The 18,919-nt window shown below is 69.8% G+C and carries 16 protein-coding genes and 1 pseudogene; 12 read left to right on the forward strand and 5 right to left on the reverse strand.

Annotation, left to right across the window (positions count from 1 at the left end; all coding sequences use genetic code 11):
- The first annotated feature begins 59 nt into the window (after positions 1-59).
- The 9 genes from ABWV53_RS03190 to metC are packed head-to-tail and all read left to right on the forward strand — an operon-like array spanning position 60 to position 8,774.
- Positions 60-965 (forward strand): transporter substrate-binding domain-containing protein, encoded by a 906-nt coding sequence (locus ABWV53_RS03190; RefSeq protein WP_353362886.1) that lies wholly within the window; start codon positions 60-62, stop codon positions 963-965.
- Positions 962-1,798 (forward strand): transporter substrate-binding domain-containing protein, encoded by an 837-nt coding sequence (locus ABWV53_RS03195; protein ID WP_353362888.1) that lies wholly within the window; start codon positions 962-964, stop codon positions 1,796-1,798. The genes ABWV53_RS03190 and ABWV53_RS03195 overlap by 4 nt, the downstream gene beginning before the upstream one ends.
- Complete coding sequence (locus ABWV53_RS03200; protein ID WP_353362890.1) at positions 1,795-3,246, forward strand: FAD-binding oxidoreductase; 1,452 nt, start codon at positions 1,795-1,797, stop codon at positions 3,244-3,246. The genes ABWV53_RS03195 and ABWV53_RS03200 overlap by 4 nt, the downstream gene beginning before the upstream one ends.
- Complete coding sequence (locus ABWV53_RS03205; protein ID WP_353362892.1) at positions 3,243-4,505, forward strand: aminotransferase class I/II-fold pyridoxal phosphate-dependent enzyme; 1,263 nt, start codon at positions 3,243-3,245, stop codon at positions 4,503-4,505. The genes ABWV53_RS03200 and ABWV53_RS03205 overlap by 4 nt, the downstream gene beginning before the upstream one ends.
- Positions 4,502-5,254, forward strand: a complete 753-nt coding sequence (locus tag ABWV53_RS03210) for an amino acid ABC transporter permease (RefSeq protein WP_353362894.1) — start codon at positions 4,502-4,504, stop codon at positions 5,252-5,254. The genes ABWV53_RS03205 and ABWV53_RS03210 overlap by 4 nt, the downstream gene beginning before the upstream one ends.
- Positions 5,244-6,065 (forward strand): amino acid ABC transporter permease, encoded by an 822-nt coding sequence (locus ABWV53_RS03215; protein WP_353362896.1) that lies wholly within the window; start codon positions 5,244-5,246, stop codon positions 6,063-6,065. Before ABWV53_RS03210 ends, ABWV53_RS03215 begins: the two co-directional genes overlap by 11 nt.
- Entirely contained in the window at positions 6,052-6,906 is an 855-nt protein-coding gene (locus ABWV53_RS03220) for an amino acid ABC transporter ATP-binding protein (RefSeq protein ID WP_353362898.1), read from the forward strand. Before ABWV53_RS03215 ends, ABWV53_RS03220 begins: the two co-directional genes overlap by 14 nt.
- Before the next feature lie 27 nt (positions 6,907-6,933).
- A complete protein-coding gene (locus tag ABWV53_RS03225) occupies positions 6,934-7,560 on the forward strand; it encodes a cysteine dioxygenase family protein (protein ID WP_353362900.1) in 627 nt (208 codons plus the stop codon).
- Positions 7,557-8,774, forward strand: coding sequence for a cystathionine beta-lyase (gene metC / locus ABWV53_RS03230; protein ID WP_353362902.1), 1,218 nt, complete (start codon positions 7,557-7,559; stop codon positions 8,772-8,774). Before ABWV53_RS03225 ends, metC begins: the two co-directional genes overlap by 4 nt.
- Positions 8,775-8,913: 139 nt before the next feature.
- On the opposite strand, the gene ABWV53_RS03235 is transcribed toward metC, so the two are convergent.
- The 3 genes from ABWV53_RS03235 to ABWV53_RS03245 are packed head-to-tail and all read right to left on the reverse strand — an operon-like array spanning position 8,914 to position 12,934.
- Positions 8,914-9,681: an alpha/beta fold hydrolase gene (locus ABWV53_RS03235; RefSeq protein WP_353362904.1), complete on the reverse strand. Its 768-nt coding sequence runs from the start codon at positions 9,679-9,681 to the stop codon at positions 8,914-8,916.
- A 5-nt stretch (positions 9,682-9,686) separates the two neighbouring features.
- Positions 9,687-10,688 (reverse strand): tripartite tricarboxylate transporter substrate binding protein, encoded by a 1,002-nt coding sequence (locus tag ABWV53_RS03240; RefSeq protein WP_353362906.1) that lies wholly within the window; start codon positions 10,686-10,688, stop codon positions 9,687-9,689.
- A 20-nt stretch (positions 10,689-10,708) separates the two neighbouring features.
- Entirely contained in the window at positions 10,709-12,934 is a 2,226-nt protein-coding gene (locus tag ABWV53_RS03245; protein WP_353362908.1) for a rhodanese-like domain-containing protein, read from the reverse strand.
- A gap of 270 nt (positions 12,935-13,204) precedes the next feature.
- Here ABWV53_RS03245 and ABWV53_RS03250 point away from each other — a divergent pair, with 270 nt between their 5' ends.
- Positions 13,205-14,233: a tripartite tricarboxylate transporter substrate binding protein gene (locus tag ABWV53_RS03250; protein ID WP_353362910.1), complete on the forward strand. Its 1,029-nt coding sequence runs from the start codon at positions 13,205-13,207 to the stop codon at positions 14,231-14,233.
- On the opposite strand, the pseudogene ABWV53_RS03255 reads toward ABWV53_RS03250, so the two are convergent.
- Positions 14,205-15,787, reverse strand: a pseudogene (locus ABWV53_RS03255) (methyl-accepting chemotaxis protein). The gene ABWV53_RS03250 and the pseudogene ABWV53_RS03255 overlap by 29 nt on opposite strands.
- Before the next feature lie 203 nt (positions 15,788-15,990).
- On the opposite strand from ABWV53_RS03255, the gene ABWV53_RS03260 reads away from it, so the two are divergent.
- On the forward strand, positions 15,991-16,476 hold the full coding sequence (locus ABWV53_RS03260; RefSeq protein WP_353362912.1) for a DUF2141 domain-containing protein: 486 nt from the start codon (positions 15,991-15,993) through the stop codon (positions 16,474-16,476).
- Positions 16,477-16,591: 115 nt separating this feature from the next.
- Here ABWV53_RS03260 and ABWV53_RS03265 read toward each other — a convergent pair whose 3' ends face one another.
- Positions 16,592-17,593: a LacI family DNA-binding transcriptional regulator gene (locus ABWV53_RS03265; RefSeq protein ID WP_353362914.1), complete on the reverse strand. Its 1,002-nt coding sequence runs from the start codon at positions 17,591-17,593 to the stop codon at positions 16,592-16,594.
- Positions 17,594-17,903: 310 nt separating this feature from the next.
- Between ABWV53_RS03265 and ABWV53_RS03270 the strand changes: the two genes are divergently transcribed.
- Positions 17,904-18,884, forward strand: a complete 981-nt coding sequence (locus ABWV53_RS03270; protein ID WP_353362916.1) for a Bug family tripartite tricarboxylate transporter substrate binding protein — start codon at positions 17,904-17,906, stop codon at positions 18,882-18,884.
- The last annotated feature ends 35 nt before the right edge of the window (positions 18,885-18,919 follow it).

Raw genomic sequence — 18,919 nt, forward strand, 5'->3', positions numbered from 1 at the left:
CCGGCAGGCCCGCATGGGGCCGGCTGGGCCTTTCCCGAACGGATTCGACCGGATTTCGCATGCCCCGCTTCTTCCCTCTCTTCACCGCTGCCCTGGCACTGGCCCTGGGCACCTCGGGTGCCCACGCCGACGCGACACTCGACAAGATCCAGCAACGCGGCAAGCTCTCCGTGGGCATCGACGGCGCCAGCCCGCCGTTCGGGGTGCTCGACCCGGCCACCGGCAAGACCGGTGGCTACCAGACCGAGCTGGCCACCGACCTGGCCAGGCGCCTGGGCGTGGCGCTGGAGACCGTTCCCGTCACCGCCAGCACGCGCGTGCAGTTTCTGCAAAGCGGCAAGGTGGACCTGCTGATCGCCAATATTCAGTGGACGCAGGAGCGCAGCGAGATCCTCTCGTTCGCGCCCACGCCCTACGACCTGATCGGCGGCGGGGCCTTGGTGGCCAAGGCCAGCGGCATCAGGCGCTGGGAAGACCTGCGCGGCAAGGTGGCCTGCGTGTCGCAGGGCAGCAACTTCGCCAAGCCGCTGGCCGAGACCTACGGCGCGGTCGTCAAGGGGCTGCGAGGCATACCCGAGTCGCTGCTGGCCTTGAAGGGCGGCACCTGCGCCGCATCCGTTCACATCCAGCCGGCCCTGTATGAAAAGCTCACCGGCCCCAGCGCCGCCGAGTGGAAGGACTTCGAACTGGGCACGCAGGACCAGCTGATCCCGTCGCCCACCGTGGTGTGGACACGCCGGGGCGAGGCCGACACGCAGGCCTTCCTGGACAAGGCCATCCAGGACTGGCACCGCTCCGGCTTCCTGCTGAAGACCGCGCGCCAGAACGGCGTGGCCGACGCGTGGATCGCCGAGCGCCACCAGCGCGCCCTGCAGGGCCGGTTCGACCGTGCGCCGTACGACTTCGCCGTGTACGCCGAAGCCCGGGCCACCGCCGCGGCAGCCACCGATACCAAGAAGCCATGAGCCGCACCCTGACCGCTCGCGGCGCCGCCTCGGCCCTGGCCGCGCTGTGCCTGGCCACCGGCGGCCCCGCGCATGCGGACGTCACACTCGACAAGATCCAGCAGCGCGGCAAGCTCATCGTCGGCGTGATCCTCTCCGGCCCGCCGTTCGGCACCATCGACCCCGTGACGCACCAGCACGTCGGCTACAACGTGCAGCTGTCCGAAGGCGTCGCCAAGGGCCTGGGCGTGGCGGTGGAGACCGTGCAGGTGCAGCCCTCCAATCGTGTGCAGTTCCTGCAGCAAGGCAAGGTGGACGTCCTCATCGCCAACATGCAGTGGACGCAGGAGCGCAGCGAGATCCTCGACTTCGTACCCACGCCGTTCGAGGAAGTGGGCGGCGCCGCCATCGCCAAGAAGGGCACCGGCATCAAGGCCTGGGAGGACTTGCGCGGCAAGCCGGTATGCGTCTCGCAGGGCAGCAACTTCACCAAGCCTCTGGCCGACCGGCATGGCGCGCAGATCAAGGCCTTCCGGGGGCAGCCCGAGTCGCTGCTGGCGCTGCGCGGCGGCAACTGCACGGCCGCCGTGCACGTCAGCCCCACGCTGCGCGAGCTGGTGGCCGACAACGCCGACTGGAAGGACTACGAGATCGTCTCGCCCGCCGACCTGATCCCATCGCCCTCCGTCATCTGGCTGCGCAAAGGCGAGACCGACACGCAGGCTGCCATCGACCGCATCGTGCAGGGCTGGCACCGCACCGGCTGGCTGATCGAAGTGGAAAAGCGCAACGGCATGAAGCCGACGCCGCTGCTCCACCAGCTGCACGAGAAGTTCAAGAGGACGCCCGCATGAGCGCCGCCCTGCTGGACGCACTGCGCACCGCGCTGGGGGCCAGCCACGTGCTGACCGGCAGCGATGCCGAGGGCTATCTCACCGACCAGCACCGCCGCCTGACCGGCCGCGCGCTGGCCGTGCTGCGCCCGGCCGACACGGTCGAGGTCGCCCAGGTGGTGCGCTTGTGCCAACAGTACCGAGCGCCCATCGTGCCGCAGGGCGGCAATACCGGGCTGATGGGCGCCGCCACGCCGGACGGCAGCGGCCGGGCGGTCGTGCTGTCGCTGGCGCGGCTGAACCGGGTGCGGGCCATCGATGCCGACAACGACACGCTGACCGTGGAGGCCGGTGCCGTGCTGGCCGCCGTGCAGCAGGCCGCGCGCGAGGCGGGCCGCCTGTTTCCGCTGAGCCTGGGCTCGGAGGGCAGCTGCACCATCGGCGGCAACCTGGCGACCAACGCCGGCGGCACGCAGGTGCTGCGCTACGGCAACGCGCGCGAGCTGGTGCTGGGCCTGGAGGTGGTCACGGCCGAGGGCGAGATCTGGCATGGCCTGCGCGGCCTGCGCAAGGACAACACCGGATACGCCCTGCGTGACCTGTACGTGGGCAGCGAGGGCACGCTGGGCATCATCACGGCAGCCACGCTCCGGCTGTACCCACTGCCAAAGACGCAGCACACGGCGCTGCTGGCCTTCGGCTGCATCCACGACGCCATCGCCTTCCTCGGCGTGGCGCGTGCGGGCTTCGGTGCCAGCCTCACGGCGTTCGAGCTGATGTCAGACACCGTGCTGGGCCTGATCGCGGGGCATGTGCCGGAGCAACCGGTTCCGCTGGCGCTGGAGGCGCCCTGGTATGCACTGATCGAGTTGTCGGACAGCGAGGGCGAGCAGCACGCGCGCGAACGCTTCGAGACCGTGGTGAGCCAGGCGTTCGAGGACGGGCTCGTCAGCGACGCCGCCATCGCCGAGAGCCTGCAGCAGAGCGAAGCGCTCTGGCGCCTGCGCGACGAGGCCCTGGGCGAAGCGCAGAGGCGCGACGGCCGCAACATCAAGCACGACGTGTCGGTGCCCATTTCGCGCATTCCTGAATTTCTCTCCGCCACGGCCTCGGCGCTGCAGGCACGGTTCCCGGGCGTGCGGCCGGTCGCATTCGGCCACCTGGGTGACGGCAACCTGCACTACAACGTCTCGCACCCGCTCGGCGGCACGCCAGCCGACCTGTTCGCCCACGAAGACGCCATCCACGACGTGGTGCACGACAGCGTGCACGCCCACGGGGGCTCCATCAGCGCGGAGCACGGCATCGGCCAGACCAAGCGCGACGTGCTGCCTCGCTACAAGAGCCCCGTCGAGCTGGACCTGATGCGCCGCCTGAAGGCCGCGCTCGACCCGCTCGGCCTGCTCAACCCCGGCAAGGTGCTGGCGCCTGCCAGCCTGCGCCCGCACGAAGAAAGCCCCCATCCATGACCACCACCTTTCCGCTGTCGCAGCGTGTGCAGCGCGTCAAGCTCTCGCCCAACGCCGCTGCCAGCGCCCGCGCCGCCGCATTGGCCGCTCAGGGGCGCGACGTCATCGCCCTTACCACCGGCGAGCCGGACTTCGACACGCCCGAGCCCATCAAGCAGGCCGCCATCGCCGCCCTGGCGCGCGGCGAGACCAGGTACACGCCCACGCCCGGCACGGCGGCGCTGCGCGAGGCGATCCAGGCGAAGTACGCACGAGACAACGCTCTGGACTACCCCACCCGCCAGATCATCGTGAGCAACGGCGGCAAGCAGGTGATCCACAACGCCTTCGCCGCCACGCTGGATGGGGGCAGCGAAGTCATCATTCCCGCGCCGTACTGGCCATCCTTTCCCGACATGGTGCTGGTGAACGACGGCACGCCCGTCATCGTGCCTTGCGACATCGGCGCGGGCTTCAAGCTCACGCCGGCTGCGCTGGAGGCTGCCATCACCCCGAGGACGCGCTGGCTGGTGCTGAACACGCCAGGCAACCCCTCGGGTGCGGTGTACGACGCCGCGGAGCTGGGCGCGCTGGCCGCCGTGTTGCGCCGCCATCCGCAGGTGCTGGTGATGCTGGACGAGCTGTACGAACACATCTGGTTCACGCCCGAGGCTCCCGCGCACTGGTTGCACGTGGCGCCAGACTTGAAGGACCGCACGCTGCTGGTGGGCGGCGCCTCCAAGACCTACGCCATGACGGGCTGGCGCATCGGCTGGGGCGCCGGCCCCGCTGCGCTGGTGCAGGCCATGGTGGTGATCCAGTCGCAGGCGTCGTCCGGCCCCAACTCGGTGGCGCAGGCAGCCGTGACGGCCGCGCTGGAATCGCCCGACCAGTCCTTCGTGGCACAGGCCCGTGCCGCCTACGCACGCCGGGCTGCGCTGGTCACCGAAGCCATCAACGCCGTCCCTGGACTGACGCTGCTGCCGCCCGGCGGTTCGTTCTTCGCCTTCGTCCACTGCGGCCCCTTGATCGGCTGCGTGCGACCGGACGGCCGGGCGATCCGCTCCGACGCGGACCTGACGGAATGGCTGCTCGATGCCGAGGGCGTGGCGGCGGTGGACGGGCCTTCCTACGGACTGTCGCCGTACTTCCGCATCTCCACGGCCGCCAGCGATGCCGTGCTGCGCGATGCCACCGCCCGCATCGCCCGCGCCGTGGCGGCACTGCGCCCGCCGCAGGCCGCCGGCGCACGGGTCCGCGAAGCCGAGGCGGCGGCATGAGCGACGCCAGCCTGCTCGTGCAAGGCGTGGACGCGCTCAAGGGAGTGGGCCTGAACTACGCCTTCGTGCTCGACGCGGGCGAGCGCCAGGCCTTCGTGCGCGGCCTCTTCGTGACGGTGCAGCTCGCGCTGCTGACCATTCCCTGCAGCCTGGCGGCCGGCGTGGTGCTGGCCGCGTTCATGACCTCCGGCCGAGCGTGGCTGGCAGGTCCGGCGCGCGCCTTCGTGGAGGTGACGCGCAACACGCCCACGCTGGTGCAGCTGTACTGCGCGTTCCTGGTGTTCAACATGCTCATCACGCAGCAGCTGCGCGACTGGGGTGCGGGCAACAACCCGCTCACGCCGTTCGTCTGGGTGGTGGTGGTCGTCTCGCTGCACAAGGGCGTGTTCCATGCCGAGGCGCTGCGCGCCGGCATCGAGGCCGTTCCCGCCACCACGCTGGAGGCCGCACGCTCTCTGGGCTTCTCGCAGCGCCAGCTGCTGGCCCGCGTGCAGCTGCCGCTGGCCGTGCGCTTTGCCTTGCCGTCACTGGTCAACAACCTCGTCGATCTGGTCAAGATGACGGCAGTGGCGTCCGCCATCGCGGTGGGCGACGTGACTTACGAGTCCATCATGATCTGGTCACAGCGTGACAACGTGCTGGAGCTGCTGCTGCTCATCCTGCTCTGGTTCGGGTTGCTGACATGGCTGGTCAGCCGCGCGGGCCGCTGGCTGGAACACCACTGGAGGATGCCCGGCTATGGCCAATGAAGCCACGCTGCTGCGCGCAGCCAACGCGCCCCGGGGGCCGGCGGCGCTGCTGTCCGCCCTGCGCAGCCCCTGGTGGATCGCGGCCCTGGCCGCGCTGGCGGTGGGGCTGGCATGGAACGCCACCGGCTCCACGCCGGCCGCCTTCACGCACCTGTGGCGCTGGCTGCCCGCGCTGCTGCGCGGCCTCTGGGTGAACATCGAGATCAGCGTGCTGGCCGTGGCCCTCGGCACCGCCGTGGGGCTGGTCATCGGCGCGCTGTCGTTGTCGCCCGTGCACGCGGTGCGCGTCATCATGCGCTGCTACGTGCAGATGTTTCGCAATGCGCCCATTCTGGTGCTCATCTACTTCACCACCTACGTGTTCCCGTTCGAGGTCAACATCGTGCAATGGACCTTCCCGTTCCCCGACTGGGTGAAGGTGGTGCTGGGCCTGGCGCTGCCCACCAGTGCCAACGTGGCCGAGATCTTCCGCGGGGCGATCCAGTCCATACCCAGCGCGCAGTGGGAGGCCGCGCAGTCGCTGGCCTTCAAGCGCGGCCAGATATTCCGGTGGGTGGTGCTGCCGCAGTGCGTGCGCCGCATGCTGCCCCCGTGGATGAACCTCTACGCCAGCATCACCATGAGCACCTCGCTCGCCTCGCTGGTGGGCGTGCACGACGTGGTGGACACCGCGCAGATCGCCAGCAACACCGTGGCGCGCACCGACTTCACCATCCTCGTCTATTTCACGCTGCTGTTGCTGTTCTTTGCCTACTGCTACCCGATTGCCCGCGCCACGCGCGCCCTGGAGCGACAACATGAAACGCGATGACATTTCCTTGAGCGATCTGGCTGCGCCATCCGCAGCACCGCTCGTTCGTCTGAAGGACGTGCACCTGTCCTTCGGCGACAACCAGGTGCTCAAGGGCATCGAGGTCGACGTGCACCGCGGCAAGGCCGTGTCCATCATCGGCCCGTCCGGCTCGGGCAAATCGACCATCCTGCGGTGCATCACCGGCCTGCTGCGCCCGCAAAGCGGCGAGATCGCGGTGGGCGGCACGCGGGTGGACACGCTCAGGACCGAGGCCGAGCTCATCGCGCTGCGCAAGCGGGTGGGCTTCGTGTTCCAGCAGTACAACCTGTTCCCGCACCTCACCGTGCTGGAGAACCTCGTGATCGCCCCCACCCGCGTGGTGGGCCGCGACAAGGCCACGGCTGAGCGGGAGGCGAGGGCGCTGCTCGACCAGGTGCGGCTGGGCCACAAGGCGGGCGCTTACCCCGGGGAGCTGTCGGGCGGCCAGCAGCAGCGCGTGGCCATCGCCCGCGCGCTGGCCATGCGGCCGGAGTTGATCCTGTTCGACGAAGTCACGTCCGCGCTGGACCCGGAAACCGTCGGTGAAGTGCTGACCGTGATCCGCGACCTGGTCGAAGGCGGCATGACCTGCGTGCTGGTCACGCACGAGATGCGCTTCGCCGAAGAGGTGAGCGACCACGTGTACTTCACGGAAGCCGGCCGCATCGTCGAGCACGGCCCGGCCCGGCAGATTTTCGGCCGACCGCGCAGCGAGCGCACCCGCGAATTCCTGCAGCGTGCGCTGGGCGACGGCACCCGTGCGCGCCCGCCGCAGCCGGCCGCGCCGCTGGCGTTCAACCAGCTGCGCTTCGCCCTCTGAACCCTTTTTCCCCAGGAGCCTTCTCCCATGACCACGTCACTGCCCACCATTTCCACACAGCGGCGCCAAGCCGTCGATGCCGCCCTGGACGACGTCCGCCGCCTCATCGCGCACGGCACGCCCGACCGCGCCCAGCTCGCAGCCATCACCGCCCGGCTGGAAGCGCTGGCGACCCGCAAGGACCTTTTCAGCCGCGCAGACTTTCCGCCCCCCGCCGAGACGGCCGGCGTCGGCGCCTCCACCCGCTACCGGCTGAACCCCGATGACGGCGACGCGGGCCTGGCGCTGTACCTGAACTCCATCAACCCCGGCAAGACCACCGCGCCGCACGACCACACCACCTGGGCCGTGATCGTGGCGGTGGAGGGCCAGGAGGTGAACCGGATCTATGAGCGTGCGGACGACCGCAGCGATCCGGCACGCGCCCGCATCCACCTGGCGCGTGAAGTCACCGTGCAGCCGGGCACGTCCATCGCATTCCTGGGGGACGACGTCCACAGCATCGCCGTCGTGGGCTCCGAGCCCACACTGCATTTCCATCTCTACGGCCAGCCGCTGGAGACCTTGACCGGCCGCGTGGCCATCGATCCGGACACCGGAGCGGTGAAGAACTACAACGCTGCCTATTTCCGCCCCAGCGAGGCCGTGGCATGAGCCAGCACCCCGCCACCGCACCGGGTGCTGCCACCCGCTTGCTGCATGCCGGCACGCCCGCGCTGCAAGGGGGCTCCGGCCCCGTCAACGTGCCCGTGGTGCGCACCAGCACCGTGCGCTTCGAAGACAGTGCCGCCTATGCCGACCTGCACCACCGCCGCGTCGCGGGCGAGCGCGTGGCCTCGTATGGCCGCCACGGGCTGGACACGCACCGCGCGCTGGAAGACGCCGTCATCGCGCTGGAGGGCGGGCACCGCGCCTTCCTCACCCCCTCGGGCCTTTCGGCCATCGCGCTGGTGCTGGTGGCACTGTTGTCGCCGGGCGACCACGCCCTGGTGGCCGACAGCGTCTATTCCCCGGTGCGCCGCGTGGACGACAGCCTCCTGCAGCGCCTGGGCATCACGCTCGAGTACTTCTCGCCCGGGCAGGGCGACGTGGCCTCGCTGATCCGGCCGCAGACCAGGCTGCTATACGTGGAGTCGCCCAGCTCTCTGCTGTATGAAGTGCTGGACCTGCCCGCGCTGGCCACCATCGCGCGCCAGCACGGCATTGCCTTGGCGACCGACAACACCTGGAGCGGCGGCTGGTTCCACCAACCGCTGGCGCTGGGCGCGAACCTGTCCATCCAGGCCGCCACGAAATACATCGCAGGGCATTCCGACGTGATGCAGGGCATCGTCGTGACCGATACGCCCGCGCTGTCGCAGAAGATCGCCAAGACGTATGAAGCGCTGGGCCTGACCATCGGTGCGGACGACGCCTACCTGGCGCTGCGCGGCCTGCGCACCCTGCCCGTGCGGCTGGCGCAGCACCAGCGCCACGCGACGCAGGTCGCACTGTGGCTGCAGCAACAGCCGCAGGTGTCGCGGGTGTTCTACCCCGCGCTGGCGTCCGACCCCGGCCATGCGCTGTGGAAGCGCGACTTCAGCGGCGCCAACGGGCTGGTGTCGTTCGCGTTCGCCGAGGGCGTGGATGCGCGCAGCGCTGAAGCCTTCGTCGATGCGTTGCGGCACTTTGCCCTGGGTGCCTCGTGGGGCGGCTACGAAAGCCTGGCGCTGGTCGCCCAGCCCGAACGCCTGCGGGAGCACAGCGCGTGGCAGGGCACGCAGCCCGTGGTGCGACTGCACGTCGGGCTGGAAGATCCGGCAGACCTGATCGCGGATCTGCACAACGCATTCGCGCGCGTGGCGGAGCGTGAGCGTCTGGCCGCGTAGCTCCATCGAGGTCATGTCCGCGACCGCCTGGGGCCAGGCGGCATGAGCTGCTCCTGCCATCCCCGTGCCGGCAGCGCGGCTGGGGACGCTGGCCGGGCCCACGGGAGCGGCCAGCGACGGGAGCCGCCGCAGAGCCAGGTCAGTGCGGATGCTCAGCCCCTTCCAGAAAGTCCAGCACGCTGCCCAGATAGGCGCTGCGGTGCGCTTCTCCTCGCCAGGCCTCGACGAGCTGCGCGCGGGGGGCCAGCGCCGCCAGCTCGCGCGAGGTCTCCGGTGGGTGATGGACGTCGTTGCCCGCCAGGATGAGCAGCGGCGTGCTGCTGCGGCGTACGAAGTCACGCGACACGCTGAAGACGAAGTCTTCGCTGCCGAAGAGGTTGTGTTCCAGCGCGTGCAGGTGCGCGGGCGGCGTGGCTGCCAGCCTGCCCGCGGCGCTGTCCACCCAGGCCTGGAAGTTTTCCTTGCGCAGCGGCGCGTTGCGTGGCGTCCAGCCGATGGGCTGCTGCAGCACGGCCGAAGCCACGCGGTGCGGCGCGATCTCGGCCAGGCGCAGCGCGAACGACGCTCCGATGCAAGCGCCCAGCACGTGAAAGCGCTCGATGCCCAGGGCGTCCATCACGCCCAGATGGTCGGCCGCGAAGGTGTCCCAGCCGTCGCGCGGTCCCACCGGGGCGAACGACTGGCCGGCGTTGCGCTGGTCCATGGCGACCACGCGGCGCCGGCGTGCCAGCTCCACCGTCGGATCGGGCCAGTCGCGCGGCCGTCCGTCGTGCGTGTGCCGCCACAGACCGATGCGCGAGCGCAACCCGCCGGGTGCCAGCAGCAGCACGGGCAGGCGCGGCACGGCGTCGGGGCCGGGCCCGTAGGTTTCGTAGTGGATCTGCGCACCCAGTGACACGATGGGCATGGCGGCTACTCCACCCGCGCGCCGATGCTCTGCAGCAGCGGCGGAAAGGCGGCTACGTCGCGCGCCAGTTGCTGCGCGAACGCCTGCGACGTGCTGCCCACGGGCTCGAAGCCCTGGCGTGCCAGCTGCCTGCGAAAGCCTTCATCAGCCAGCGCGCCGGTGACGGCGCCGTGCACCCGCTCCACCACGGCCTGCGGGGTGCCGGCCGGGGCCAGCAGTCCGAACCAGCCGCTGTCGAGCGCGATGGTGATGCCGGCCTCGGCCAGCGTGGGAATCTCGGGTGCCAGGCTGCTGCGCCGCTCCTGCACCACGGCCAGAGCACGCAGTCGGCCCGCCTGCAGGTGCGCCTGCGCGGCGGGCAGCGCGACGATGGCGGCGTCGGTCTCCCCGCCCAGCAGTCCGACCAGCGCGGGGCCGGCGCCCTTGTACGGAATGTGCCGCCAGTCGCCCCCCTGCGCGCGGTGCAGCTTGACCAGTGCCAGGTGGTTGCCGTTGCCGAACCCCGGCGTGCCCACGCTGATGCCGGCGCCGCTGCGCGCCTGCGCGGCCAATGCGCCCATGGTGCGGAATGGAGCATCGCCATGGACCACCACCACGGTGGGCGAGCTGGCGACGATGCTCACGGGTGCGAAGCTGCGCTGCGGGTCGTAGCGCACGCGGCCCGCGAACAGGGTGACGTTGGCCACCAGCGCGTTGCTGGTCAGCAGCAGCGTCTGGCCGTCGGGCCGCTCGCCGGCGACCCACTCATGGGCCAGGTTGCCGCCCGCACCAGCGCGGTTCTCCACCACGAAGCTCGTGCCCAGGCGCTGGCCCAGTTCGGCCGCAAGGCTGCGCCCCAGCACGTCCATGGCACCGCCCGGCGCCAGCGGCAGCACCAGCCGCGCGCTGCGGGCGTCCGTCGCCGGACCCAGTGCGGCGCGCGCGGTGGAAGTGGCGGCCAGCGCGGCCAGGCCCACGCCCTTGCCCAGCACGGTCCGGCGCGAAACACCTGCCCAGGTCTCCGACATCGGCATCTCCTTCGCGCGGCTCATGCGGCCGCACCGGCGGAGGGCAGCAGGCGGATGCCCGTCGCGCCTTCACGCTCCAGCTGCGCCACCAGGCCCAGTTCCCAGTCCAGATAGGCCTGGAAGCCAGCGTCGCGCAACCGCAGGTCGCGGTGCGCGTAGGGGCTGTACCAGTGGTCGTCGTCCCCGGTCAGCACGTCGGCATCGCCCTGCGCCACCGGCAGGCCGGCCGCCACCCAGGCCGCCGTGCCGCCCGCGAGGGCGCGCACGTCGCGGCCGGTGCGGGCTGCCAGCTCGGCCGCGACCCCGCGGGCCAGCACCCCATCGGGTGATGTCAGCACGATGGACCGGTCTGCCGGCAGCTCCGCCACGAAGGAGGCCAGCCGGTCGGGCACGGCGAAGCGAGCGCCTTCGATGTGCTGCTTCTCGAACGCGGCGCGGCGGTCCACGTCGAACACTACGGCGCTGCCGGCGCGGATCAGCCCATCGGCCTGCGTTGGCGACACCAGCGGCGCGGCTGCATGCGACGCCAGCACGCGCACGGGCTCCGGACCGGTAGCCAGGACAGGCAGCGTGGGCGGGGTGTACAGGAAGACCTCATAACCGCCCAGCTGGGCGAGCCACGCGCCGGTGGTCAGGGCGCGCACGCCGTCCCAGTCGGCCAGCACGATGCGAAAGCCCTTGGCGGCGGCGTACTCGTCGGTGGCCTGCACCAGCTGGCCTCCGGGCGCCCAGCGCCAGCCTTCCAGATGGCCGGCCTCGTATTCCTCCCGGGTGCGCACGTCGAATCGGTACAGCGTACGCTCCTGCGTCTCGGATTCGAAACGCGCCAGCTCGGCGTCACCGATGCGCTGCACGCCGGCACGCTGGGCCACGGCGGCGGCGCGCTCCCGCGCAGCGGCGAGCGTGGTGGGCGTCGGCTCGGGCAGCGCCGTACTCCGGCCATGCGACAGGGTCCGGCCGGTGAGCAACCAGTCCATGGTGCCGTTGCGCAAAGATGCCACGGGGTTGGGAATGCCCGCGTCGATGAGCGTCTGAGCGCCCACGATGCTGCGCGTGCGGCCGGCGCAGTTCACCACCACGAAGGTGTCGGGGTCGGGCGCGATCTCGCCGATGCGGTAGACCAGTTCGGCCCCGGGCAGGCTGTGCGCGAATGGCAGGCTGAACGCGGCGAATTCCTCCGGCGTGCGGCTGTCCACCACCACGATGTTGTCACCGCGCTCTACCCGGGCCTTCAGGTCGTCCGAGGTGATCCAGGGCGTGTGCTTTTCATGCTCGATCACTTCGCCGAAGGCTTTGCTCGGCACGTTGGTGCCCTCATAGATCTCCAGCCCGGCAGCGGCCCAGCCATCGGTTCCGCCCGCCAGCACCGACACGTTGCGCCAGCCCAGGCGCAACAGCTTGGCGGCCGCCTCGTGCGCCAGGGTTTCGTTCGCGTCCACCAGCACGATGCGCGTGCTGCGGCGTGGCACCAGCCGGTCGATGAGCAGCTCCAGGCGCCACAGCGGGGCCGACGCGGCGAACAGGATGTGGCGGTGGGCGAAGACGCCTGTTTCGCGCACGTCCAGCACGGCGATCTCCTCGCCGTCGTGAAGCGCGGCCTTCAGGTCGTGTGGCTGGATCAGCGCGTGCGCGATGAACCTGGGCGGCCCGAAGGTGCGGTAGGTGCCGCCGGTCTTCGACTCGAACACCACCCGCTCGGACAGGCGCTCCAGACCCCGCCCGTAGAAATGCAGGTGCAGGCCGGGCTCTTCGCCCACCAGTTCGATGGTGTGCACATCGGTGGGAGAGAGGACGACCGAGGTGCCAGGCACGACGTCGACGGTGCGTCCGGCGTCCAGCGTGTCGCGTCCGGCGTCGGCGGTTGTGGCGCGGCGGTAGAACACGTTCCGCTCGTTGCCCGAGACGCCGGCGATGATGGCCCACGTGGTGTGGTCATGGGGCGGCTGGGCCTTGCCGGGCAGGCCAGCTGACAGGTAGAGCGCGTAGTGCCCTCCGGGCTCTTCGCTCAACCGGTAGACCTGGGCCGGATTCCCGGCGGAGACCGGGAAGTGCGCGTGCGGGAACAGCTCGCGCTGCAGACCCAACTGCTCGAGCGCCGAAGCCACGGCGCGGAGCTGATCCGGTGTCGGATTCTCTGCATCGGGCGCCAGGCGGCGCGCGGTCGCAATGAAGCGGGCCACGGCGGCACTGCGGCGGCTGGCGATGTCGCTGCCACTGAATTCAAGGGAGATGTGGGGTTGGGTCATGGCGGTGATTTCGGAGCAGGAAACCAGTCACCGTACGCAGACGCTCAGCACCTGCCAACGAAGGAAACCGTGTATGCATATGCGCTGACGCATGCACGGCGGGGCACGGCCGTGGGGTCGGGGGTGGGGCGCCTCGGCCGTCGTGCGCTTTGCGTCTATCGATATCCACAAACCTTCGTTCCGAACCAGCGGCGCGATTCCTAAGCTCGGGTCTTCTTTTCTCCGTGCCCTCCCTCCACTCCGGTGGCTGCGGCTGCCCAGACCCACGCCATGCTCTCTTTTCGTTTCACCCCCCTCGTCAACGCGACCACCGCAACCAACGCAGCACTCGTGCTCGCCGCACTGGCGGGACTGGGCTCCTACGCCGCCAGCGCGCATGCGGCACCCGATACCGCCGCAGGCTTTCCGTCCAAGCCGGTGCGCATCGTGGTGCCCGTGGCGCCCGGCGGCAGCGCGGACAAACTCACGCGCACGCTGGCCGACAAGCTCGGGGCGCTCTGGGGCCAAAGCGTGATCGTGGAGAACATCGCCGGAGCCAGCGGCACCATCGGCGCAGGGCGCGTGGCCAAGGCCGCGCCCGACGGCTATACGCTGCTGCAGCAGGGGGAAGGCATCACGCTCAACGGCATCCTGTTCCGCGATCTGCCTTACGACACGCAAAAGAGCTTTGTTCCCGTCATCAAGGCGGTGGTGAATCCGCAGATCCTGGTAGTGCATCCGGGCACCGGGATCACCAGCCTGGCCGACTACGTGGCGCGCGCGAAGAGCCAACCCGAAAGCATCAGCCTGGGCCTGCCGGGCAATGGCGGCATCGCCCACGTGGCGCACGAAATCCTCGCGCAGGAAACGGGGGCGAAGGTGAACTACATCCCTTACCCCGGCGGCGGGCCCGCCACGCTGGACGTGCTGGCTGGCCATACCAACGCCACGCTCATCACGCTGGCGGCGGTGACCGACTATGTGCGCGCCGGCAAGCTGCGCGCGCTGGCGGTGACGACCTCCTACCGCTCGCCGGCGCTGCCCGATGTGCCGACCGTGGCCGAGGCAGGGGGGCCGTCAGGGTTTTCCGTGGAAAGCTGGCAAGGCTATTTCGCTCCGGCGGGTACGCCGACGGCCGTCGTCGCCAAGATCAACCGAGACATCGCGACGGTACTGCAGTCGCCCGAGGTCCGCGCTCAGCTGGAAGCGCAAGGCTTCAAGGTGGCGGGTGGCTCCCCGGCCGACCTGGCGGCCAGCCTTCAGGCGGAGCAACCGCGCTATGCGCAAGCCATCAAGACGGCTGGGCTGGCGTTGCGATGAGCCGATGGGCCATGGGCGCACCGGGCAGCCTGAACACCTCCACGGCCGCGACCAGCGCTCTCGCCTGATGGCTGAGGCTTCCGGCCGCGGCAGCCATCTCTTCCACCAGCGCGGCGTTCTGCTGGGTGACCTGATCCATCTGCGTGACCGCATCTCCGACCTGGGACACCCCCTGGCTCTGTTCCGTGCTTGCGCGCTGATCTCTCCCATGATGTCGGTCACGCTCCTGATCGCGGCGACCACCTGAGTCATCGTCGTCCCGGCCTTGCCCACCAATGCCGATCCTCGCTCCACCCGCTGCGCGCTGGCGGTGATCAGTTCCTTGATCTCCCTGGCGGCGGTAGCGCTGCGCTGGGCCAGCGTGCGGACCTCGGTGGCGACGACTGCGAACCCGCGTCCCTGCTCGCCCGCGCGGGCCGCCTCCACTGCCGCGTTCAGCGCCAGGATGTTGGTCTGAAACGCAATCCCGTCGATGACGCCGATGATGTCGGCGATCTTCTGGCTGCTGTCGTTGATGCCTTGCATGGTCTCCACCACCTCCGACACCACCTTGCCCCCCTCGCCGGCGACGGTCGCGGCCTCCTGGGCGAGCTGGTTGGCCTTCTGGGCGTGTTCGGCGTTCTGCTTCACGGTGGAGCTGAGTTCTTCCATCGACGCTGCGGTCTGCTGAAGCGCGCTGGCCTGCTCCTCCGTGCGGCTGGAGAGATCGGTGTTGCCCGCCGCGATCTGCGAGCTGGCCGACGCAACGCCCTGGGCGTTGCCGCGCACGCCGGCAACGACGGCGGCCAGGTTGTCCCGCATCGAGGCCAGCCCTGTCATCAGCCGTGCGATTTCATCGCGCCCGCTCACCGCGATTTCGGGGGTGAGATCTCCGCGCGCCACGGTGGCCGCCACGTCCACGGCGCTGTTCAGAGAGCGGGAGATCTGCCGGATCATCGCGCCGCCAATGAGGGCCGCGAGCAGTACGGCGGCGGCGACCGACAAGATGGTGATCGTCTGGATCTTGCGGTAACTGGCGGCGGCGGTGTCGTACTCGGCCTTGGCCTGGGTCAGCTGTATGCGCATGAGCTGGCCCAATACATCCTGCAGCGGATCCATGGCCGGATACATGTCCTTCGCTGCGAAGGCAGCGACGCCGGCCTGATCGCTCGCCCGCACGAGCCCCAGCAGGGTCTCGGTGGCCGCGTCAGCCCTGGCGCGCAGGGGCTTGAACTGCTCGACCAGCCGCACCTCTTCAGGCAGCAGCCTGGTCTGCAGATACGTGCCCCATTGCGCGTCGATGTCCTTGCGCGCCTCCTGGATCGAACGGACGCCTTGCTCGGAGGTCATCGAGCCATCCCGCACCTTGTGGGCGGTATCGACGATGTTGACCGCGTACCGGTCCGCGACGATCTTGATCTCGTTGAGGGGCACGACTCGGTCGTCATACACCGACTTGAGCCCTTCGTTGGCCCGGCCCAGCCCTGAAAGGCCGATCGCCCCCACGATGGCCACGATCGCGCACAGAGCGGCTAGCAGCGCCATCAGGCGTGCGGAAATACTGAACCGGTTCATCCATTCATTCCTGGCTGCCATGGGGCGGCAAAAGGCACGAATTGTCGTCATTTCCGCCATCAGCAACCGCCTGGCTGATTCCGTCAGGCGGAATATTGGTGGGGTCCGAGGCCGTGGAGAGGGTCGCAGAGAGGCGGCGCCAGCGGCTATCCCACCGTAGCGGAGTGACCGGATCCTCTGCTCCCTTGCGAGCCGCAAGCGCCGTGCAGAGTTGGATCGCGCGGGTGATCGATGCAATCATGCGGGATGCCATGTTCAATGAAACACCTCCTGCCGTGAAAAAGCTCTCCACTCTTGTCGTGTCACTGTGGGCCCTGGCGGGCGCCGAGGCGGCGGATATCTCGATCGGCATCGAAAACTTGCCGGCAGCGCCCAGCCGCGTCTTCGTCGCCGTCTACCCGAGCGCTGAGGCGATGAAAGCCAACAAGCCCTCGCGCACCGAGATCGCGGCCGCGCAGGGCGATCCCACGGTGGTCTCGTTCAAGGATCTGGCCGCCGGCACGTATGCCTTCGTCGCGTTCGCCGACGAGAATTCCAACGGCAAGCTCGACACCAACCTCGTCGGCATGCCGACGGAGCGCTACGGGTTTTCCAACAACGTGATGGGTCTCTTCGGGCCGCCCGACTTCCCTGCGGCAGCGGTGCAGGTGGCGGACCGGAACCAGGCCATCGGCATCAAGCTGCGCTGAGCGTGCTTTGGCGGCCCCTCGCGGGGCGGGGGAGGGGCGGAGGGATCGTTGGCAGGCACGGTGCGGAGCCCATCCGCCCGCGCCGGCAGCGGGCGGGCCCCGGGGCGGCATGCCCTCAGGTGCTGCTGCGCACCACGATGTCGAAGCCCACGTCCACCACCCGCTGTGCGACGGGCCGGCCCTCGGCGCGGGCCATCATCAGCTCGGCCGCCAGCTCGCCGATGCGGGTGCCGTCCAGCCGCACGGTGGTGAGCGCAGGCTGCGCGTCCTGGGCGAAGCTCTGGTCGCCCATGCCGATGATGGCCAACTGGCCGGGCACGGCGATGCCCTGGTGCTGTGCTTCGATCGATGCGCCCAGGGCCAGGCTGTCGGAGCTGCAGAACACGCCGGAGAGGCCGGGCGCCGTGCGCACCAGGTGGGCCAGCCCCTTGCGGCCCGCGCCCAGGGTGCTGGGCGCGGAGGTGAAAAAGCACTGGGCTGACGCCGCGCCCAGCGCCTTGGAGCGGGCGATGAAGGCCTCGGCCCGGGCGCGCGCGCGGGCGTCGTCGCCGGTGATGATGGCCACGCGGCGATGGCCCTGGTCGTGCAGGAACTGGGCCACCCGCTCGCCCAGCGCGACGTGCGAGAAGCCGACCAGCATGTCCACGGGGTCGTCGGTGAAGTCCCATGTCTCCACCACCGGAATGTGCGAGGCCAGCAGCGCGCTGCGGGCGCCGGGCGACGACACCACCCCCACCAGCACGATGCCGTCGGGGCGGCGCTGGATGACCGCCTTGATCCAGGCTTCTTCCTGCGCCGCGTCATAGCCCGCCTGGCCGATCATCAGCTGATAGCCGTGGCGGTTGAGCGACGCGGCCAGCGACTCGACCAGTTCCTGGAACACCGGGCCGACCAGCGTGGGCAGCAGGGCCGCCACCATGCGGGCCCGCGCCCGCCGCAGGCCGCTGGCCATGGCGTTGGGCACATAGCCCAGCGCGTCCACGGCCGCGCGCACCCGGGCGGCCGTGGCAGGCGTCACCTTGTCCGGCGTGTTCAGTGCCCGGGAAACGGTCATGGCCGACACGCCGGCCAGGGCGGCGACGTCCTGCACGGTGGCGGGCTTGCTGATGGGTTTCATGGCGGGCGCTGCGTCGGGGCAGGGGCCGGGGGAGGTAACGGTGAAAGGAGCGGGCGAAGAGTGGGCGAAGGCGCTGCCAGCGGTGGACGTCCCTGTGTCGAAAGCGCCGGCACCGGGCCGTGCCATTGTAAGAAAGGCAGCCGCCTGCCTATCGACCCGGGCGTGTGCAATGGCGATGCGGCGGCCATGCGGGTAAGTACCCATGATCGGTTGAATGTTCACGTTAACAATGGCGTCTTGTTCGATTGTTATCGTTATCTTGGTGCGGTTTCCTGAGATGGCCGTGCCTTCCACATCAAGGAGACCTCCAATGAACACCCTCAAAGCCGCCCGGAACGCCCTGTGCGCGGGACTGGCCACCCTGTGCCTGGCGACGTCCGCCTGGGCCTGGCCCGACAAGTCCGTCACAATCATCGTTCCGTTCCCCGCGGGTGGCTCCACCGACACTATTGCCCGCGCGGTGGGCAACCACCTGGGCGAACAGTTCAAGCAGCCGTTCGTGGTGGACAACAAGGCGGGCGCCACGGGCAGCATCGGCGCCGCGCAGGTGGCGCGCGCGCCGGGCGATGGATACACGCTGCTGGTCTCGTCGCTGGCCCCGTTCGTGGTGGCGCCGCACCTCATCAAGGGCCTGCCCTACGACCCGCTCAAGGACTTCACCTATCTCACCATCGCCGTGCAGACGCCCAACGTGCTGGTGGTCAGCCCGCCCCTGGCGTCCAAGGTGAACAGCGTGCAGGACGCCATCGCCCTGCTCAAGGCCAAGCCTGGCACGGTCAGCTTCGCGACCTCCGGGGCGGGCTCTTCGGACCACCTCACGGCCGAACTCTTCTGGCAGAAGACGGGCACCAAGGGCCTGCACATTCCCTACAAGGGCGGCGCCCCGGCCGTGACCGACCTGCTGGGCGGCCAGGTGGACATGTCGTTCCAGAACGTGAACACCGTCATCGCGCACATCCGCTCGGGCAAGCTCAAGGCCATCGCGGTGACGGGCGACAAGCGCTCGCCCGTGCTGCCCGACGTCCCCACCATGGCCGAGGCCGGCGTGCAGGGCGTCGACGTCTATGCGTGGCAGGGCATCGCGGCGCCCAAGAACCTGCCGGCCGACGTGCGGGCCCAATTGCATGCGGGCATCATCAAGGCATTGAAGGACCCGGCCCTGACCAAGCAGTTCACCGACGCGGGGCTGGAGATCGTCGGCAACACGCCCGAACAGTTCACGCAGTTCCAGGCCAAGGAATTCGCCCGGTGGAAGCAGGTGATCGACACCGGCGGCATCACGGCCAACTGATCGACCCGCGTTTTCCACCGCCCCCTTTTTTTCTT

Source organism: Acidovorax sp. FG27 (assembly GCF_040365715.1).
Lineage (GTDB): Bacteria > Pseudomonadota > Gammaproteobacteria > Burkholderiales > Burkholderiaceae_C > Paracidovorax.